Source organism: Bradyrhizobium sp. SRL28, assembly GCF_018596315.1.
In the GTDB taxonomy this organism is placed as follows: Bacteria; Pseudomonadota; Alphaproteobacteria; order Rhizobiales; family Xanthobacteraceae; genus Bradyrhizobium.
Genome location: NZ_JAHEAG010000008.1, coordinates 75,341 through 88,652 on the forward strand (window position 1 = coordinate 75,341; position 13,312 = coordinate 88,652).

Consider the following 13,312-nt stretch of genomic DNA (forward strand, 5'->3'; position numbering starts at 1 on the left):
CTGCGGCTCCAAGCGGATGAAGTGGTTTAAGCGCATTCGCGAGCCTTGTTGTCGGGCGAACGTCTCTTTGCCGATATTGACGAGCCAGGAAGCCGCGTCCCAGCGTGATCCCTCACACATACCCGATTGGCTGTCCCCTCCATTGTCGCGGCAACGGAGGATCAACCATGTTGCTGATCAACGGCCTGCTCATCCTCGCGATGATTTTCTTCTTCGTGCTTCCGATTACCGACGCCAGGACGGCCCGGATGAAATTGTCCGTGGTGTCCAGCCTCGGCGTATTGCTGGCGGTATCGGTTGTCGTGCCGCGCCTGATGCACTAACAAAAGCTGCCCGCTTCGATGCGCGGGTGACGGGCGCCTGCGACGGCGGGCGGTTGGCTGACGCGGGGGCAGCGGGGGGCGTCGACATGATTATCGTGACTGGCAGCATCCTGGCGCGCGAGGACACTTTCGACGACGTGCTCCGTTCCTGCCTGGAGCATGTCGAGCGCTCCCGCAAGGAGCCCGGCTGCATCTCGCATGACGTGCATGTCGACTGCCAGAACCCGATGCGGCTGTTCTTCTTCGAGCAATGGGCTGACGAGGCGGCGTTGCGCACGCATTTTGCCGTCGAAGGCTCGAAGGCGTTTGTAAGATCGCTCAAGGGCCGGATCGTCGAAACGACGGGGACGACGATCTATCGCGCGGAGGCGATACCGCGATAGGAAAGCGCGGCGCTAGAGCAGGGGATTGTACATCCAGTCTTCGGGCCAGAACCTGTTTCCAATCCAACCGAGACCTGCCGCCACGGCAAAAAAGACGATCGCGGTCGCGATCAGTTCGTCGATCGCGAAGGCTGTGGCCAGCGGCGGGCCGGCCAGATGCGCCGTCAGCATGGCAATGCCGATCCCGATGCCGAACAGCACGGCTTGAATGATCCAGATCATGATTTCCCGAAGCGCCATCATGCCTCGACGATAGCGATGCCTCAACGATAGCGCCGGTGCAGGCCCGTCCGATGTGACCGGACGCACAGTGTTGTTCTGATGGAACGCTAGCCTTTGCGCATCCGCTTCACTTCGGGAGGTTGAAATGCTGGCGTGGGTTTTATTGGTCGCGAATATGCCGACGATCGTGTGTACGATTTGCTCTGCCTTCCTCGCTTACAAGGAAAGGCCGCAATGGATCTGGTTCGCAGGATTGGCGGTGCTCGCCGGCATAGGCGGCCTGCTGACGCTCGGCGTCGTGCACGCACAACAGCTTGCATGGCGCGCGTGAGAGAGAAGGGCCGGACGCAGCCTGGCCCTCCGCGCAAGATTGATATTCCCCCGTCAGGTCAGACCTTGACGTCCAGCAGGGGCGGTTCGTCGGGCGGCACATCCGCAAGGGCCGCCTCCACGGCAGCTGCCTTGGCGTGATAGACGGCCTGAAGATCCTGGTTGATCGTATTCGGCGGCGCCTTCGCGTTCTGATCGACGACGAGTTGTATTCTGGCCTGCGTCACTTCAACCGGTATTGGATAAATGACCATGGGATTGACCCTCCTGGGCCAACCCTGTCAGGCGCCTGTTTACGCTTTGTAAATAGGTTGGGTTAACGGCGCAGCATTTGAGGGAGGCTCGGTAAATGGAGGCTTAAGTTTCCATGACCGGCGTCAGAAAATTTATAGCGCTTTCGAGCGAAAGCTTGCCTCGGACTTGATCGGGGGACACCGGTTCGCGTCAAGAGGGCGCGTCAAAACGAAAAACGGAAGCCCGGCGCAGCTTCAATCGAAACCGAAACAATCTAGTGCATCTGTTCCAGCCGCTCGGCGTAGAGGCGGAATTCCTCGGCCATCTCGATCAGCTTCTTCGAGGCTTCCGGATCCTTGACGGCTTCGGCGAGCTGCCGGGCTTTGTTGGACTGGTCTCGATAGTGGTCGGCTTGGGTCATCGCGGCACCTTTTTAGATAAGTACGGGCTGCGCCAAAAAGGTTCGACATCAGGCACGCGATCGGACATGGCAGGAGATGAGGGACAAGAAAATCCGCGCGGGATCGATCGGATGGGTGAGATGAGGAAGCGGCGAGGTAACGCTATTTTAACAAGGCAACGGTGCCGGAAAACGCGCCCCCTGTTCGTTCTTTGAGAACAAAAGGAGTCTTGCTCTCGATCGTGCTCGATCCCGCGATCGACGCCGGATCGGTTCCTCGCGGAAATGCAGATAGCCTGTTCAGTTAGGTTAAGACCCAAATCGCGTTGTGTGCATTCGGGGTTACGATAGGGATGGCCCAGAGGAAAAAGCAGGCCATGGTGCCTTCGTTTCACAACGCGGTTTCACAACGCGGACGAATCGACCCACCGGCGCGTCATGGCGGTCGGCCTGCTGTTTTGCCTTGCCTTGGTCGTGATCAGTTTCTCATTGCCGCCGCAAGCTGAAAGCGGCCATGTCCTGGTGGCCATGTCCCTGGTCAAGGCCGACAGGCTGGTCCGCACCGCGGGCGAACCGCACAAGGCGAACTAACGCCCGATGATTCGGCGCTCAACGGTCCGGCAATTTTTCGCCTGGCGATTTGTGCCAAGTCGCAATGGCGATGAAGCCGGCATAGCCGATCACATTGATCAGAATTTCCATCCACGCGGGCATGACGCACCTTTCCCCGCTAATAAACTCCTCAAGGGCCGTATTTGTTCCTGCGCAATCCGATGATCAGACCTGCCCGATCGCATGGCTCGGTGATCGCGTGTAATGTAGGCCGTCCGCTTCACAATTAAAAACCCCGCCTACATCCGAAGATGTAGACGGGGTCTTTCGTGCTTTCACCTCTCGCAAGGTTGCTGCACTTGTAAGGAAAACGTCGAGATGGCGTCTTCGTTCCTGCCATTCCGAAAATTCTCTCCGAAATTCTTCGAAAATTCTCTTGGCGAATTCTCTTTCGGTTCCACGCGACATATTGCAATGGCACGAAGGCCGAGCAGCTTCTCGCGGGTCCGCCTTAACGCCAGAACGAAGGCCGGCTGGTTCCGTTCAGTGCGTTGGTCAGGGTCGTCTCATAATATTCCTCACGCTCGCGTTCGAACTTCTGCTGGGTTTCCCTGAAGCTCGCGACGCGCGCTGCGATTTCGGCGCGGTCGCGCGCGAGTCTTTCTTCCTTCTCCGTCATCGCCCATCCGTTTTCTTGTTTGATTCGTGCCCCGCCATCATTGGCGCGCGCGAATGGGGCGTGAATGCGGAAGCGGGGTTGCACCATTGCGATCACCTGCCGCCTTCGAAGCGAAGGCGGTGGATAAAATGTGCTGCACCTTGTCGCTCACGCGGGTTCCCGTTAGCGAAAGGACAACGGGAGGTTCCAATGGCAAAGATTGATCTGGATTCACTTGGTATCGAAGAACTCGCTGGTCTGCGCGAGAACGCGACCGACAAGCTGTTCGAGAAAGTCGCCGTGCGCCGCGCCGAGCTCGAAGCAGAACTGGAAAAGCTGGCCCAATACGGCAAGCCGGTGAAGAAGGCGGAAAGCGCACCCGCGCCGCCGAAGGCGAAGAAGACCGAAGAAGCCAAAGAGCCGAAGGAACAGGTTGCCAAGGCGCATGATCAAGGCAGCGTGACCAACGCAGCCGCGACACGGCAGCAGGATAAGGCGAGCGGCAATAAGGCGGCCTAATAGAGGCCGCTTTGACGATACGCATGCTGCGCGGCCGGGCAGGGCACATCGATCTGGCAATCCGAAGGGCCGTGCTATAGTTCGCACGGCCCAACCATTCGGAAATATCAGCGGTGATCGCCAAGGATTTGCGCAGCGGCGTCGAGCAGCTCGGCAACATGATTGCCGAAGCTTCGTGTATCGTTCCCTTTACCGGAGCCGGCATTTCCACCGAATGCGGCATTCCGGATTTCCGCTCTCCCGGCGGCCTGTGGACCCGCAACCGCCCGATCGCGTTCGACGAATTCGTTTCCAGCGCTGAGGCGCGGGCCGAGGCCTGGCGGCGGCGCTTTGCGATGGAAGAGACCTTTGCGGCGGCCAGGCCCGGCCGCGGGCATCGCGCGCTGGCCTCGCTCTACAAGGCCGGCAAGACGCCGGCGATCATCACCCAGAACATCGACAATCTGCACCAGGCGTCGGGCTTCAAAGCCGATGATGTGGTCGAACTGCATGGCAACACCACCTATGCCCGCTGCATCGGCTGCGGACATGCCTATGATCTTCCTTGGGTAAAGGCGCGTTTCGAAGAAACCGGCGATGCCCCCGACTGCACCATCTGCGACGAGCCGGTGAAGACCGCGACGATCTCGTTCGGACAGGCGATGCCGGAAGATGCGATGCGCCGCGCCACTGAACTGGCTCAGCAGTGCGACCTGTTTCTGGCGATCGGATCGTCGCTAGTCGTTTGGCCTGCCGCAGGTTTTCCGCTGATGGCCAGGAATTGCGGCGCGAAGCTCGTCATCATCAACAACGAGCCGACCGAACAGGACGATGTCGCCGATCTGGTGATCCGTTTCGACATCGGAGAAACGCTCGGACCGTTCGTAGGCAATTGATCGTCAACTGATTCGCGGTTGCGCAAGCCTGTTCATAGCCTCCGCAATTTTGTTTTTTTTAGCTATGCGCGGCAGTCGGGAGTGTTATCTTTTGATTCGAGAGATTCGCGCTGCGTTACCATGATGGTCATGGTAGGGCGCGTGTTCCGGTCCACGGTGGCGACAGTGGACCGCTTTTTTTGAATGTGTGGGGTCCGGGGTCATGGGGTCGGACGAATTTGGGTCCAAGAAGCTCGGGGGGCCGCCGTCAGGCGGGACAGAGCAAAACAGACTTGGACCGAGTGAATACACAACCGGCGCGCAACGCGATCCGGCGGTGGATGCGTTTTCGGGGCTAGGCGATGCCGCGGCCAACCTTGTCGAAATATCCGGCGTCATCAAATGGTTCGACGCCTCGAAGGGGTATGGTTTCATCATTCCCGACAATGGCTGGCCCGACGTGCTGCTGCACGTCACCGTGCTTAGGCGCGATGGCTACCAAACCGCCTATGAAGGCGCGCGGCTGGTGGTCGAATGCGTGCAGCGCGCCAAGGGCTATCAGGCGTTCCGGATCGTTTCGATGGACGAGTCCACCGCGATCCATCCGGCGCAAATGCTTCCGCCGCGGACCCATGTCAGCGTCACGCCGACCAGCGGTCTGGAGCGGGCCCAGGTCAAGTGGTTCAACCGGCTGCGCGGTTTCGGCTTCCTGACCTGCGGCGAGGGCACGCCCGACATTTTCGTCCATATGGAAACGTTGCGCCGATTCGGCATGACCGAGCTGCGTCCGGGCCAGTATGTGCTGGTGCGCTTTGGGCCCGGGTCCAAGGGCATGATGGCGGCCGAGATCCATCCCGAGACCGGCCCGTCGGCGCTGTCCTCGCATTGATCCCGCTGACGGAAATTTGAGCCGGACGCCGCGCGCCCGGCGGCGGCCTCTGGCATTTGCCGCAATCATCGGGTTAGGGTTTCCCCGGCAATTCCCAGATATCCGGCATGAGTGCTTTGATGAATTTCGCTTTGATGGTTGCGCGGCTTCGCATTGGCGGCCGCCTGATGACGTCGCTGGCCGCGGCCTCCGCTGTGCTCGTTATCCTCGGCGCCAATCCCGCCGCGAGGGCTGCGAGCTTTCAGCCGCTCGAGATCGCCACCAAGTCAGGCGTGCAGGTGTTCTCGGTCGAGATGGCGACGACGGAGGAGGAGAAGACCCAGGGGCTGATGTACCGGAAGGAGCTGCCCGACGGCAAAGGCATGCTGTTCGACTTCTCGCCTGAGCAGCAGATCTCGATGTGGATGAAGAACACCTACATCTCGCTCGACATGATCTTCATCCGCGCCGACGGCCGCATCCTGCGCATCGCCGAAAATACCGAGCCGCACTCCACCAAGATCATCTCCTCCGGGGGATTAGCCAAGGGCGTGCTGGAAGTGATTGCGGGCACCGCGCAAAAGTATGGAATTCAGCCCGGCGACCGGGTGGCGCACCCGCTCTTCAATAAGCGCTAAAGCCCTTCCAGATCGCCTTGATGGCCGGGGTTTAAGCGTGTATCGACGCATTTCCCAGCATCGGATCGGGGTATAGCGCAGCCTGGTAGCGCGGCAGTTTTGGGTACTGCAGGTCGTTGGTTCGAATCCAGCTGCCCCGACCAATAAAATCAATGACTTGCCGCGTCTTTTTAGGATTGAATCGACCCAGCGATCCCAATTGGGAAGGGGCAGGGGAAAACTTGTGACTGGTACGAAGATAGTCATTCTGGCGCGGCAGGCTCTGCTGCTGGGGCTGGCGCTTTGTTTTGCCACCACGGTCCTGAGTCGGACGGCCGCGGCCAATCCGGCGCAGATGATTTCTGACTTTCGGCTGAAGCACGGGGAGAAGCGCGTCACCCTGGATGCGACGCTCACGCGGATTGCACACGATCAGGCCCAGGCGATGGCCGCAAAGGACCAACTGGATCACGATGTCCTCGGCCGCTTCAATACGCGTGTCAGCCCGGCGGGCGCTGGCCGGGCCGCAGAGAACATCGCGTACGGCTATGACGGTTTTCCCAAAACCCTCGACCAGTGGATCAATTCGTCAGGGCACCGAAAAAACCTCCTGCTGCCCGGCGCCACGCGCGTCGGTGTTGCCAGCGTGAAAAGCGCGAAGACCGGTCGTATGTATTGGGCCATGGTGATCGCAGGCGACTATGAGCGCTCCAAGGCGCCCAAAAGTTCGCCAAAGAGTTCGCCGAAGGATTCGAAGCAGGCAAGCGCTGCGAAGCCCAAACCGCGTGCGGCCGAGGCCTGCCGGCTGAAGATTCTCAGCCTGTGTTTCTAGTGTGAAACCGCAACTTTCTGCCTTGCAGTATTGTTCTTGTTATGTTCTCTTTGGTCATTCTTCGGAGGTGACCAATGGACGTCGAGAAGCAACGGGAAATCATACGGCTCTGGAATCGCATGCGCCAGGTCGAGGGTCCGGTCGCGGAGGAAATCCGTATCCAGATACTGGAATGCTTTGCGCAGCCGGATTCGCCGGGCGCACGCATGAACGAGCGGCGCGCGGTGCTGGGTCGCGTGCCGGTTCGGACCGCGCAAATACATCGCATCGGCGAGCGCGGCAACAACGCAACGCTTTGACGGCTTCGCACCTCGGCGAGGTTGATTCGGCGGCCGTCAAGGTTGACGGAATCGACGCGGGATGCATGCTGCACGCATGTTGTCGCGTGTGCGCAATCATTTTCAAGGTGCGAAGTTCGCCCGCATGAGCAGCGGGACGTATTGCATCATCCGTGATCTCGGGCTGGTCAAGGGCGGCAAGGGGATGCGGCACCACGAGGTGCTCGTCACCTTCAGTGCCAAAGCCGCCTGGCGGTGGATGGCAGACGTCAGCAGGGACGCCGTCGGGACGAAGAAGCGCTCTGCCTGGCTTCAACGCGTTCCGGAACCCATGTCGGAGAATGCTTCGCAGCCCCAGCTGCTTGCGTCACCGCTGCGACGCCTGCCACGCCAATAGCCTGTGCTCGGCTAACGACATCGCCACCGACGTCACGTAGCCGGTGACGCCAAGCAGGATGACACCGGCGAACAGGTCGGCCGAGCGGAACGCGCGGGCCGACAGCAGCACCCAGTGGCCGAGCCCATCGAGGCCGGCCAGGATTTCGCAGACCACCGACAGAATCAGCGCCACCGTCAGGCTGAGCCGCATGCCGGCGAGAATGTCGGGGCTGGCGGAGGGCAGCGCGATCTTGAAGATCACGGCCAGCCGCGACATCTGCAGCGACCGCGCCACCTCGTAGAGCCGGGGCTCGACTGCCGCAAAACCATGGATGGTCGCCAGCATGATCGGCCAGATCGCGCCGAAGGCGATCACGAACAGCGCCATCGCCTGCGTTAGTCCGAGCATGGCGATCGCAACCGGAATGATCGCCGAGACGGGGAGCGGCCGCAAAAACTCCAGCGAGGGCGCGACATAGGTCCGCATCGTGCGCGACGAACCGATGATCGCGCCAATCGCGATGCCGGCAATGGAGGCGGCGAGCCAGCCATAGGCCATGTGTTCGAGCGTGCCCGCGAGCTTGCTCCAGAGATCGCCGGAGGAGAATCCGCGCATAAGCGCGGCCCATGCCCGGTCCGGCCCCGGCAGGAACACCGGCGAGACCAGTTTCAAATTGGCGATCAATTGCCAGAGCGCGATGAAGCCGGCCGCGACCGCAAAGCTCGCCACCCGCCAGATGAGTGCCGTGCGGTTCATGGGCTGTCTCCGCTCAACGCGGCGCGGCCGAACAGGCGGCGTTGGGCCACGGTCAGAAGGATGTTCAGCGCGTAGCCGATGATGCCGATCCAGACCAGGTACGCCAGCATCAGGTCAGGGCGCAGCGCCTGCTGCGCCAGCATGATGCCGGCACCCAGGCCGAGCGGGTTGATCGCGATTTCGACGGTGACGGCGACGATCAGGGCAATGCCGGCCGACAGGCGAAAGGCCACGAAGATCCGCGGCAGTGCGGCCGGGATGATGATCTTCCAGACCCGTTGCGCCGGCGGCAGCCGCAGCGCCCGCGCCACTTCCATCAGCCGCGGCTCGATGCTGCGCACGGCGGCACGGGAGAGAATCAGAATCGGCCAGACGCAAGCGAACGCCACGATCACGATTTCCATGCGGTAGCCGAAGCCGAGCGCGATCAGCGCAATCGGCAACAGCGCGATCGAGGGTATCGGACGGATCGCCTCGACGGTTACTTCCATAAGGCGGTTGAGGGTGTCCGAAATTCCAAAGGCGATGCCGAACGCCAGGCCAATGAGGGTGCCGATGGCGAGACCAGTGAACGCCGAGAACAGAGTGTCGCGGGTTGCCGTCAGGATCGAGAAATCGGCGAAGGCGCCAAAGAGCGCCATGACGATCGCGCTCGGCGGCGCCAGGCTGTCGCTTTGCAGGTGGATGGCGCGCGCCCAGACCTCGAACGCCACCAGCACCGCGAGCGGCAGCGCCAACGCCTTGGCGGAATTGCCCGTCACTGCTCGGTCGCCTTGATGAAATCGAACAATTGCCGCCGCAGCCGCAGGAATTCCGGATGCTCGCGGGTCGACAATTGGTCGCGCGGGCGCGGCAGGTTGACCGAAAGTTCGATGCCGATCCGGCCCGGATGCGGCAACAGGCCGATCACGCGGTCGCCGAGATAGATCGCCTCATCAAGGTCGTGGGTCACGAAGATTACGGTGGCGCCGCTCGCCGCCACCAGCGACAGGACCTCGTCCTGCAATCCCTGCCGCGTCATCGCATCCAGCGCGCCGAACGGCTCGTCCATCAGAAGCGTCTTCGGCTCCTGCGCGAGGCAGCGGGCGATCTGCAGGCGCTGCTGCATGCCGCCCGACATTTCGGACGGATATTTGCCGGCGTGGCCGGGCAGGCCGACGGTGCGCAGCAATTCCTCGATGCGGGCAGGGCGCTCGGCCGTCGGCATGCCGCCCGCTTCCAGCGCCAGCGAGACGTTGCCCGCCGCGGTACGCCACGGCAGCAGCGCCTTGCCGTAATCCTGGAACACGATCGCGATCTCGCGGCGCGGCTCGCGCATCGGCTGGCCGTCGAAATTCACTCTTCCGCCGGTCGGCTGGTAGAGCCCGGCCGCCAGACGCAGCGCCGTGGTCTTGCCGCAACCGGACGCGCCGACGATGCAGAGGAATTCGCCGGGCCGGACGCCGAGACTCAGATTTTCGATGATGGTCTTGCCGCCGAGTGCGAGCGTAACCCCGTCAAATGCGATCTGCGGTGTGGCAGTGTCGGATACGGCTTCGAGGCGTTTTGCGGCGCTTGCCATGGTTCAGCTCTCGTTGCCTGAGGGATAGACGAAGTCCATGGTCGAACGCAGATGCGCCGCCAGCATGGCCTGGGAGCCGGGAATATCGCGTGCGATGATCCGATCGGCGAGCAATTGATGGGCGCGGACGAACTTCTTGCCGCTATCGAACGAGCGCATCATCACGCGGCGGTAGCGGTAGGCCTGGTCGTAGAGATCGGAATGGGCCGATAGCATGCGTTTCGAGCCGCAGGCGGCCAATAACGCGGTATGAAAGCCCTTGTGCAGCCGGTCGAAATCCTCCGCTCCTTCGCGGAATTCATCACCGGTACGCTCGATGTGGCGGCGCATCTGGTGCAGCGCGCTGACGATGCCGGCCTCCCAGGCATCATCGCCGTGGGTGATCGCCAGCCTGACGGCCTCGATCTCGATCGCGGTGCGCATGGTGGTGATATCGAGCAGATCCTCGCGGCTGATGTCGGCGACACGAAAGCCGCGCTGCCCGGTGCCGACGATCAGCCCGCGCGACATCAGCCGTGACAGGCCTTCGCGGAGCGGCGTGGCGCCGATGTCATAGCGCTGCACGAGGTCGACGATGCCGAGACGCGATCCCGGCGCCAGATGACCGGCCAGGATGTCCTGCTCGACCAGCAGGGCCGCGCGCTCGCTCAGCGTGGCGGCCTCTACCGTCGATCGGCTCGGTTGGCGCTCGGACGCCGGCATCGCGAAATCCTCTACTTCAGGACCAGCTTCGACGTGTCGAGCTTGGATTGCAGCATCTTTTGCGTCGACATCACCTCGATCCACCAGGCGAGTTGCTCGGGCTTCAGCACCGGTTCGGAGCGGTTCGGCGGCGTCGCCTTGACCAGCTCGATCGGCTGCTTGGTGAATTTGGCAATCGAGTTCGATGCCTTTTCGCGGTCATTGTTGACGATGACGGCGGATTCGGCGAGTGCATCGCGGAATTTCTTGATCGCCGCGGCGTTCTTGTCGGCCCATTCGCGCGACGCCGCATAGAAGATGATGGGATCGGTACGCGCCAGTTCGACCGCGTAGCGTGCGCCGACCGAGCCGAGACCGGCATTGGTCATGCGGGTCACGAACGGCTCGGCGGTCAGCACGGCATCGACGCCGCCCGACTTGATGATGTCGGCCATGGTCGGGAAGGTGACCTCGACGAAGTTGACGCGCTTGGGATCAACGCCCTTCTCCACCAGCCATTTCACGAACAGCACGTGCAGAAAGGCATTCAGGCCGGGCGCGCCGACCTTCTTGCCGACGAAATCCTTCGGCTCGTTGATCGTGATGCCGTTGCGGACGAAGGCGGTGATGTTGCCATTTGTCACCGGGCTCATGATGGTTGCGCCGGCAATCGCAACGAGATCGAGGCCGCCATCGACCGCCTGCAGGAACACGGTCGAGGTCGGTCCTCCGATCTGGATCGAGTTCGACAGGATCGCCGCCGGGATATTCGAGTTGATGCCGATCGGCGTCATCTCGACCTCGAGCCCGTGCTTTTTGAAGATGCCTTCGTCGATCGCCACCATGGCGGAGGCGCAGTCCGATGTCGCCGTGCAGCCGACCTGGATCTTGGCTTGCGCAAAGGCGGTGCCGGTCAGCGCCACGCTGACCGCAAGGGCGGCAAGGACCTTTTTCACGACGATCTCCCCATGACACATTTTTCTGTCTTGTTTATCGATATTTTTTTTGATCATATATTTCATCGAAACACAAGGGGTGATCCAGTGAAACTCGCGACATTCAAATCCGGCGGACAGGAAAAGATCGGAATCGTGCATACGGGCGATACGCTTCTGTTTGATCTCGCAGCCGCCGCTAGCCGGAACGGAAGCGCCAATCCCGCCTTCGCATCGATGCTGGCATTGATCGATGCCGGAGACGCCGCGCTCGAACGGGCGGCAAAAATGTTCGACGCGCACGGCAAGGACGAGACGTTGTCGGTAAAGACCGAGACGGCCGAGATACTCGCGCCGGTCCCCGAGCCGCGGCAGATGCGGGACGGCATGTCGTTCCCGCTGCACATCCTGCAAGCCCCGCGCGGGCAGCTCAAACTCGCCGCGCGCGCCAAGGGCGACATGGCGGAGCTGGCGCGGATCGAGGCCGAACCGCTCGGTGAACTGCCGGAGGTCTACCGCAAGCAGCCGATCTACTACATCACCAACCGCTTCAGCGTCCGCGGCACCAACACCACGGTGAAATGGCCGCGTTACAGCCAGGTGATGGATTACGAACTCGAATTCGGCATCGTCACCAAAAGCAAGGGCGCCAACATCTCCGCCGCCAAGGCCAAAGACCACATCTTCGGCTATACGATCTTCAACGACTTTTCCGCGCGCGATGCCCAGCGCATCGAAATGGAAGGGCGGCTGGGGCCGGCGAAAGGCAAGAGTTTTGACGGCGGCAACGTGATGGGGCCGTGGATCGTCACGCCGGACGAGATCGGCGATCCCTACAAATTGAAGATGGAAGCGCGCGTCAACGGCGAGACGCGCTCGCAAGGGGTAAGCGAGGGCATGCTATTCTCGTTCGAGGAGATCATCGCCCATGTCAGCAGGGACGAGACCCTGATGCCCGGCGAGTTCATCGGATCGGGCACCGTCGGCAATGGCTGCGGCCTCGAACTCGGCTGGTATCTCGAACATGGCGACAGCATCGAGCTCGAAGTCGAAAAGATCGGCATTTTGAAGAACCGGGTTGAGCGGCAATAGGCTCTTCCGCCACGCTATCAAACAAGAACATCCAGCGAGGAAACGCCATGGCGCGCAAACTGATCGATATCTCCGTTCCCCTGCAAAACGACGTGCCGGCCGATCCGCCCGGCAATCATCCGACCATCCAGTATATCGATCACCAGCAGGGCCTGCCGCGGATGCTGCAGTTCTTCGACGGGCTGAAGGCGGAAGATCTGCCGGACGGCCAGGGGTGGGCGGTCGAGCAGGTATCGCTCTCCACCCACAACGGCACGCATCTGGACGCGCCCTGGCACTTCCATCCCACCATGAACCGCGGTGAGCGTGCATGGACCATCGACGAGGTGCCGCTGGAATGGTGTTTTCAGCCGGGCGTGAAACTCGACTTCCGGCATTTTCCGGACGGCTATGTTGCTACCGCCGCGGATGTCGAAGCTGAACTCAAGCGCATCGGGCATACGCTGTCGCCGCTGGAGATCGTCGTGGTCAACACCAGTGCTGGCGTCAAGTATGGCCGGCAGGATTACGTCACCTCCGGCTGCGGCATGGGGTACGAGGCGACGATGTATCTATTGGAGCGCGGCGTGCGGCTGACCGGCATCGACGGCTGGAGCTGGGACGCGCCGTTCATTTACACCGCGAAGAAATATGCCGAGACCAAGGATGCCAGTTTGATCTGGGAAGGTCACAAGGCCGGCCGCCACATCGGCTATTGCCACATCGAGAAGCTGCACAATCTCGAACAATTGCCGTCGAGCGGATTCATGGTGTCGTGCTTCCCGGTGAAGATCGAGCGCGCTTCCGCAGGCTGGACCCGGGCGGTCGCCATCCTCGACGGCTGAAGGTGGCAGGCGAC

Annotated in this window: 21 protein-coding genes and 1 tRNA gene; 13 read left to right on the forward strand and 9 right to left on the reverse strand. The window is 61.6% G+C overall.

Annotated elements, in window-relative coordinates:
- The first annotated feature begins 167 nt into the window (after positions 1-167).
- Together KIP88_RS18930 and KIP88_RS18935 are read left to right on the forward strand one after the other, a co-directional pair.
- On the forward strand, positions 168-323 hold the full coding sequence (locus KIP88_RS18930) for a hypothetical protein (protein ID WP_214489467.1): 156 nt from the start codon (positions 168-170) through the stop codon (positions 321-323).
- An 86-nt stretch (positions 324-409) separates the two neighbouring features.
- Positions 410-706, forward strand: coding sequence for a putative quinol monooxygenase (locus tag KIP88_RS18935; RefSeq protein ID WP_214489468.1), 297 nt, complete (start codon positions 410-412; stop codon positions 704-706).
- A 12-nt stretch (positions 707-718) separates the two neighbouring features.
- Here the strand turns inward: KIP88_RS18935 and KIP88_RS18940 are convergent, their stop codons facing one another.
- Positions 719-946, reverse strand: coding sequence for a hypothetical protein (locus tag KIP88_RS18940; protein ID WP_214489469.1), 228 nt, complete (start codon positions 944-946; stop codon positions 719-721).
- A 127-nt stretch (positions 947-1,073) separates the two neighbouring features.
- Here KIP88_RS18940 and KIP88_RS18945 point away from each other — a divergent pair, with 127 nt between their 5' ends.
- The gene (locus tag KIP88_RS18945; RefSeq protein ID WP_214489470.1) at positions 1,074-1,259 is read left to right on the forward strand and encodes a hypothetical protein; all 186 of its coding nucleotides are present in this window, start codon (positions 1,074-1,076) and stop codon (positions 1,257-1,259) included.
- Positions 1,260-1,317: 58 nt separating this feature from the next.
- Here the strand turns inward: KIP88_RS18945 and KIP88_RS18950 are convergent, their stop codons facing one another.
- Both KIP88_RS18950 and KIP88_RS18955 read right to left on the reverse strand, forming a co-directional pair.
- Positions 1,318-1,512 carry a hypothetical protein gene (locus KIP88_RS18950; RefSeq protein ID WP_214489471.1) on the reverse strand — a complete coding sequence of 65 codons (195 nt, stop codon included), beginning with the start codon at positions 1,510-1,512 and terminating at the stop codon, positions 1,318-1,320.
- A 254-nt stretch (positions 1,513-1,766) separates the two neighbouring features.
- The gene (locus KIP88_RS18955) at positions 1,767-1,913 is read right to left on the reverse strand and encodes a hypothetical protein (protein WP_214489472.1); all 147 of its coding nucleotides are present in this window, start codon (positions 1,911-1,913) and stop codon (positions 1,767-1,769) included.
- Positions 1,914-2,330: 417 nt separating this feature from the next.
- On the opposite strand from KIP88_RS18955, the gene KIP88_RS18960 reads away from it, so the two are divergent.
- Complete coding sequence (locus KIP88_RS18960) at positions 2,331-2,483, forward strand: hypothetical protein (protein WP_214489473.1); 153 nt, start codon at positions 2,331-2,333, stop codon at positions 2,481-2,483.
- 472 nt (positions 2,484-2,955) lie between these two features.
- Here the strand turns inward: KIP88_RS18960 and KIP88_RS18965 are convergent, their stop codons facing one another.
- On the reverse strand, positions 2,956-3,123 hold the full coding sequence (locus tag KIP88_RS18965; protein WP_214489474.1) for a hypothetical protein: 168 nt from the start codon (positions 3,121-3,123) through the stop codon (positions 2,956-2,958).
- A 189-nt stretch (positions 3,124-3,312) separates the two neighbouring features.
- Between KIP88_RS18965 and KIP88_RS18970 the strand changes: the two genes are divergently transcribed.
- The 7 genes from KIP88_RS18970 (at position 3,313) to KIP88_RS19000 (ending at position 7,091) form a co-directional block, all read left to right on the forward strand.
- Positions 3,313-3,621, forward strand: a complete 309-nt coding sequence (locus KIP88_RS18970; protein WP_214489475.1) for a hypothetical protein — start codon at positions 3,313-3,315, stop codon at positions 3,619-3,621.
- Between the two features lie 113 nt (positions 3,622-3,734).
- Positions 3,735-4,496 (forward strand): Sir2 family NAD-dependent protein deacetylase, encoded by a 762-nt coding sequence (locus KIP88_RS18975; RefSeq protein ID WP_214489476.1) that lies wholly within the window; start codon positions 3,735-3,737, stop codon positions 4,494-4,496.
- A 202-nt stretch (positions 4,497-4,698) separates the two neighbouring features.
- Complete coding sequence (locus KIP88_RS18980; protein WP_214489477.1) at positions 4,699-5,364, forward strand: cold-shock protein; 666 nt, start codon at positions 4,699-4,701, stop codon at positions 5,362-5,364.
- A 167-nt stretch (positions 5,365-5,531) separates the two neighbouring features.
- Entirely contained in the window at positions 5,532-5,981 is a 450-nt protein-coding gene (locus KIP88_RS18985) for a DUF192 domain-containing protein (RefSeq protein ID WP_214489625.1), read from the forward strand.
- Between the two features lie 66 nt (positions 5,982-6,047).
- Positions 6,048-6,124: transfer RNA gene (locus KIP88_RS18990), tRNA-Pro, on the forward strand.
- 80 nt (positions 6,125-6,204) lie between these two features.
- On the forward strand, positions 6,205-6,792 hold the full coding sequence (locus KIP88_RS18995; RefSeq protein WP_374226480.1) for a CAP domain-containing protein: 588 nt from the start codon (positions 6,205-6,207) through the stop codon (positions 6,790-6,792).
- 74 nt (positions 6,793-6,866) lie between these two features.
- The gene (locus KIP88_RS19000) at positions 6,867-7,091 is read left to right on the forward strand and encodes a hypothetical protein (protein ID WP_214489635.1); all 225 of its coding nucleotides are present in this window, start codon (positions 6,867-6,869) and stop codon (positions 7,089-7,091) included.
- Between the two features lie 346 nt (positions 7,092-7,437).
- Here the strand turns inward: KIP88_RS19000 and KIP88_RS19005 are convergent, their stop codons facing one another.
- The 5 genes from KIP88_RS19005 to KIP88_RS19025 are packed head-to-tail and all read right to left on the reverse strand — an operon-like array spanning position 7,438 to position 11,403.
- The gene (locus KIP88_RS19005; RefSeq protein ID WP_214489478.1) at positions 7,438-8,205 is read right to left on the reverse strand and encodes an ABC transporter permease; all 768 of its coding nucleotides are present in this window, start codon (positions 8,203-8,205) and stop codon (positions 7,438-7,440) included.
- Positions 8,202-8,966, reverse strand: coding sequence for an ABC transporter permease (locus KIP88_RS19010; RefSeq protein ID WP_214489479.1), 765 nt, complete (start codon positions 8,964-8,966; stop codon positions 8,202-8,204). Before KIP88_RS19010 ends, KIP88_RS19005 begins: the two co-directional genes overlap by 4 nt.
- Entirely contained in the window at positions 8,963-9,766 is an 804-nt protein-coding gene (locus tag KIP88_RS19015; protein WP_214489480.1) for an ABC transporter ATP-binding protein, read from the reverse strand. The genes KIP88_RS19010 and KIP88_RS19015 overlap by 4 nt, the downstream gene beginning before the upstream one ends.
- A 3-nt stretch (positions 9,767-9,769) precedes the next feature.
- The gene (locus KIP88_RS19020; protein WP_214489481.1) at positions 9,770-10,468 is read right to left on the reverse strand and encodes a GntR family transcriptional regulator; all 699 of its coding nucleotides are present in this window, start codon (positions 10,466-10,468) and stop codon (positions 9,770-9,772) included.
- 11 nt (positions 10,469-10,479) lie between these two features.
- Positions 10,480-11,403, reverse strand: coding sequence for an ABC transporter substrate-binding protein (locus tag KIP88_RS19025; RefSeq protein WP_308163592.1), 924 nt, complete (start codon positions 11,401-11,403; stop codon positions 10,480-10,482).
- An 87-nt stretch (positions 11,404-11,490) separates the two neighbouring features.
- Between KIP88_RS19025 and KIP88_RS19030 the strand changes: the two genes are divergently transcribed.
- Positions 11,491-12,474 (forward strand): fumarylacetoacetate hydrolase family protein, encoded by a 984-nt coding sequence (locus tag KIP88_RS19030; RefSeq protein WP_214489483.1) that lies wholly within the window; start codon positions 11,491-11,493, stop codon positions 12,472-12,474.
- Between the two features lie 47 nt (positions 12,475-12,521).
- Positions 12,522-13,298 carry a cyclase family protein gene (locus tag KIP88_RS19035; RefSeq protein ID WP_214489484.1) on the forward strand — a complete coding sequence of 259 codons (777 nt, stop codon included), beginning with the start codon at positions 12,522-12,524 and terminating at the stop codon, positions 13,296-13,298.
- Positions 13,299-13,312 lie beyond the last annotated feature (14 nt).

Bases quoted from the DNA above. Each gene is read 5' to 3' on its own strand.
- KIP88_RS18930 (WP_214489467.1), top strand. From the start codon at position 168: ATGTTGCTGATCAACGGCCTGCTCATCCTCGCGATGATTTTCTTCTTC.
- KIP88_RS18935 (WP_214489468.1), top strand. From the start codon at position 410: ATGATTATCGTGACTGGCAGCATCCTGGCGCGCGAGGACACTTTCGAC.
- KIP88_RS18940 (WP_214489469.1), bottom strand. From the start codon at position 946: ATGGCGCTTCGGGAAATCATGATCTGGATCATTCAAGCCGTGCTGTTC.
- KIP88_RS18945 (WP_214489470.1), top strand. From the start codon at position 1,074: ATGCTGGCGTGGGTTTTATTGGTCGCGAATATGCCGACGATCGTGTGT.
- KIP88_RS18950 (WP_214489471.1), bottom strand. From the start codon at position 1,512: ATGGTCATTTATCCAATACCGGTTGAAGTGACGCAGGCCAGAATACAA.
- KIP88_RS18955 (WP_214489472.1), bottom strand. From the start codon at position 1,913: ATGACCCAAGCCGACCACTATCGAGACCAGTCCAACAAAGCCCGGCAG.
- KIP88_RS18960 (WP_214489473.1), top strand. From the start codon at position 2,331: ATGGCGGTCGGCCTGCTGTTTTGCCTTGCCTTGGTCGTGATCAGTTTC.
- KIP88_RS18965 (WP_214489474.1), bottom strand. From the start codon at position 3,123: ATGACGGAGAAGGAAGAAAGACTCGCGCGCGACCGCGCCGAAATCGCA.
- KIP88_RS18970 (WP_214489475.1), top strand. From the start codon at position 3,313: ATGGCAAAGATTGATCTGGATTCACTTGGTATCGAAGAACTCGCTGGT.
- KIP88_RS18980 (WP_214489477.1), top strand. From the start codon at position 4,699: ATGGGGTCGGACGAATTTGGGTCCAAGAAGCTCGGGGGGCCGCCGTCA.
- KIP88_RS18985 (WP_214489625.1), top strand. From the start codon at position 5,532: ATGACGTCGCTGGCCGCGGCCTCCGCTGTGCTCGTTATCCTCGGCGCC.
- KIP88_RS19000 (WP_214489635.1), top strand. From the start codon at position 6,867: ATGGACGTCGAGAAGCAACGGGAAATCATACGGCTCTGGAATCGCATG.
- KIP88_RS19005 (WP_214489478.1), bottom strand. From the start codon at position 8,205: ATGAACCGCACGGCACTCATCTGGCGGGTGGCGAGCTTTGCGGTCGCG.
- KIP88_RS19015 (WP_214489480.1), bottom strand. From the start codon at position 9,766: ATGGCAAGCGCCGCAAAACGCCTCGAAGCCGTATCCGACACTGCCACA.
- KIP88_RS19020 (WP_214489481.1), bottom strand. From the start codon at position 10,468: ATGCCGGCGTCCGAGCGCCAACCGAGCCGATCGACGGTAGAGGCCGCC.
- KIP88_RS19035 (WP_214489484.1), top strand. From the start codon at position 12,522: ATGGCGCGCAAACTGATCGATATCTCCGTTCCCCTGCAAAACGACGTG.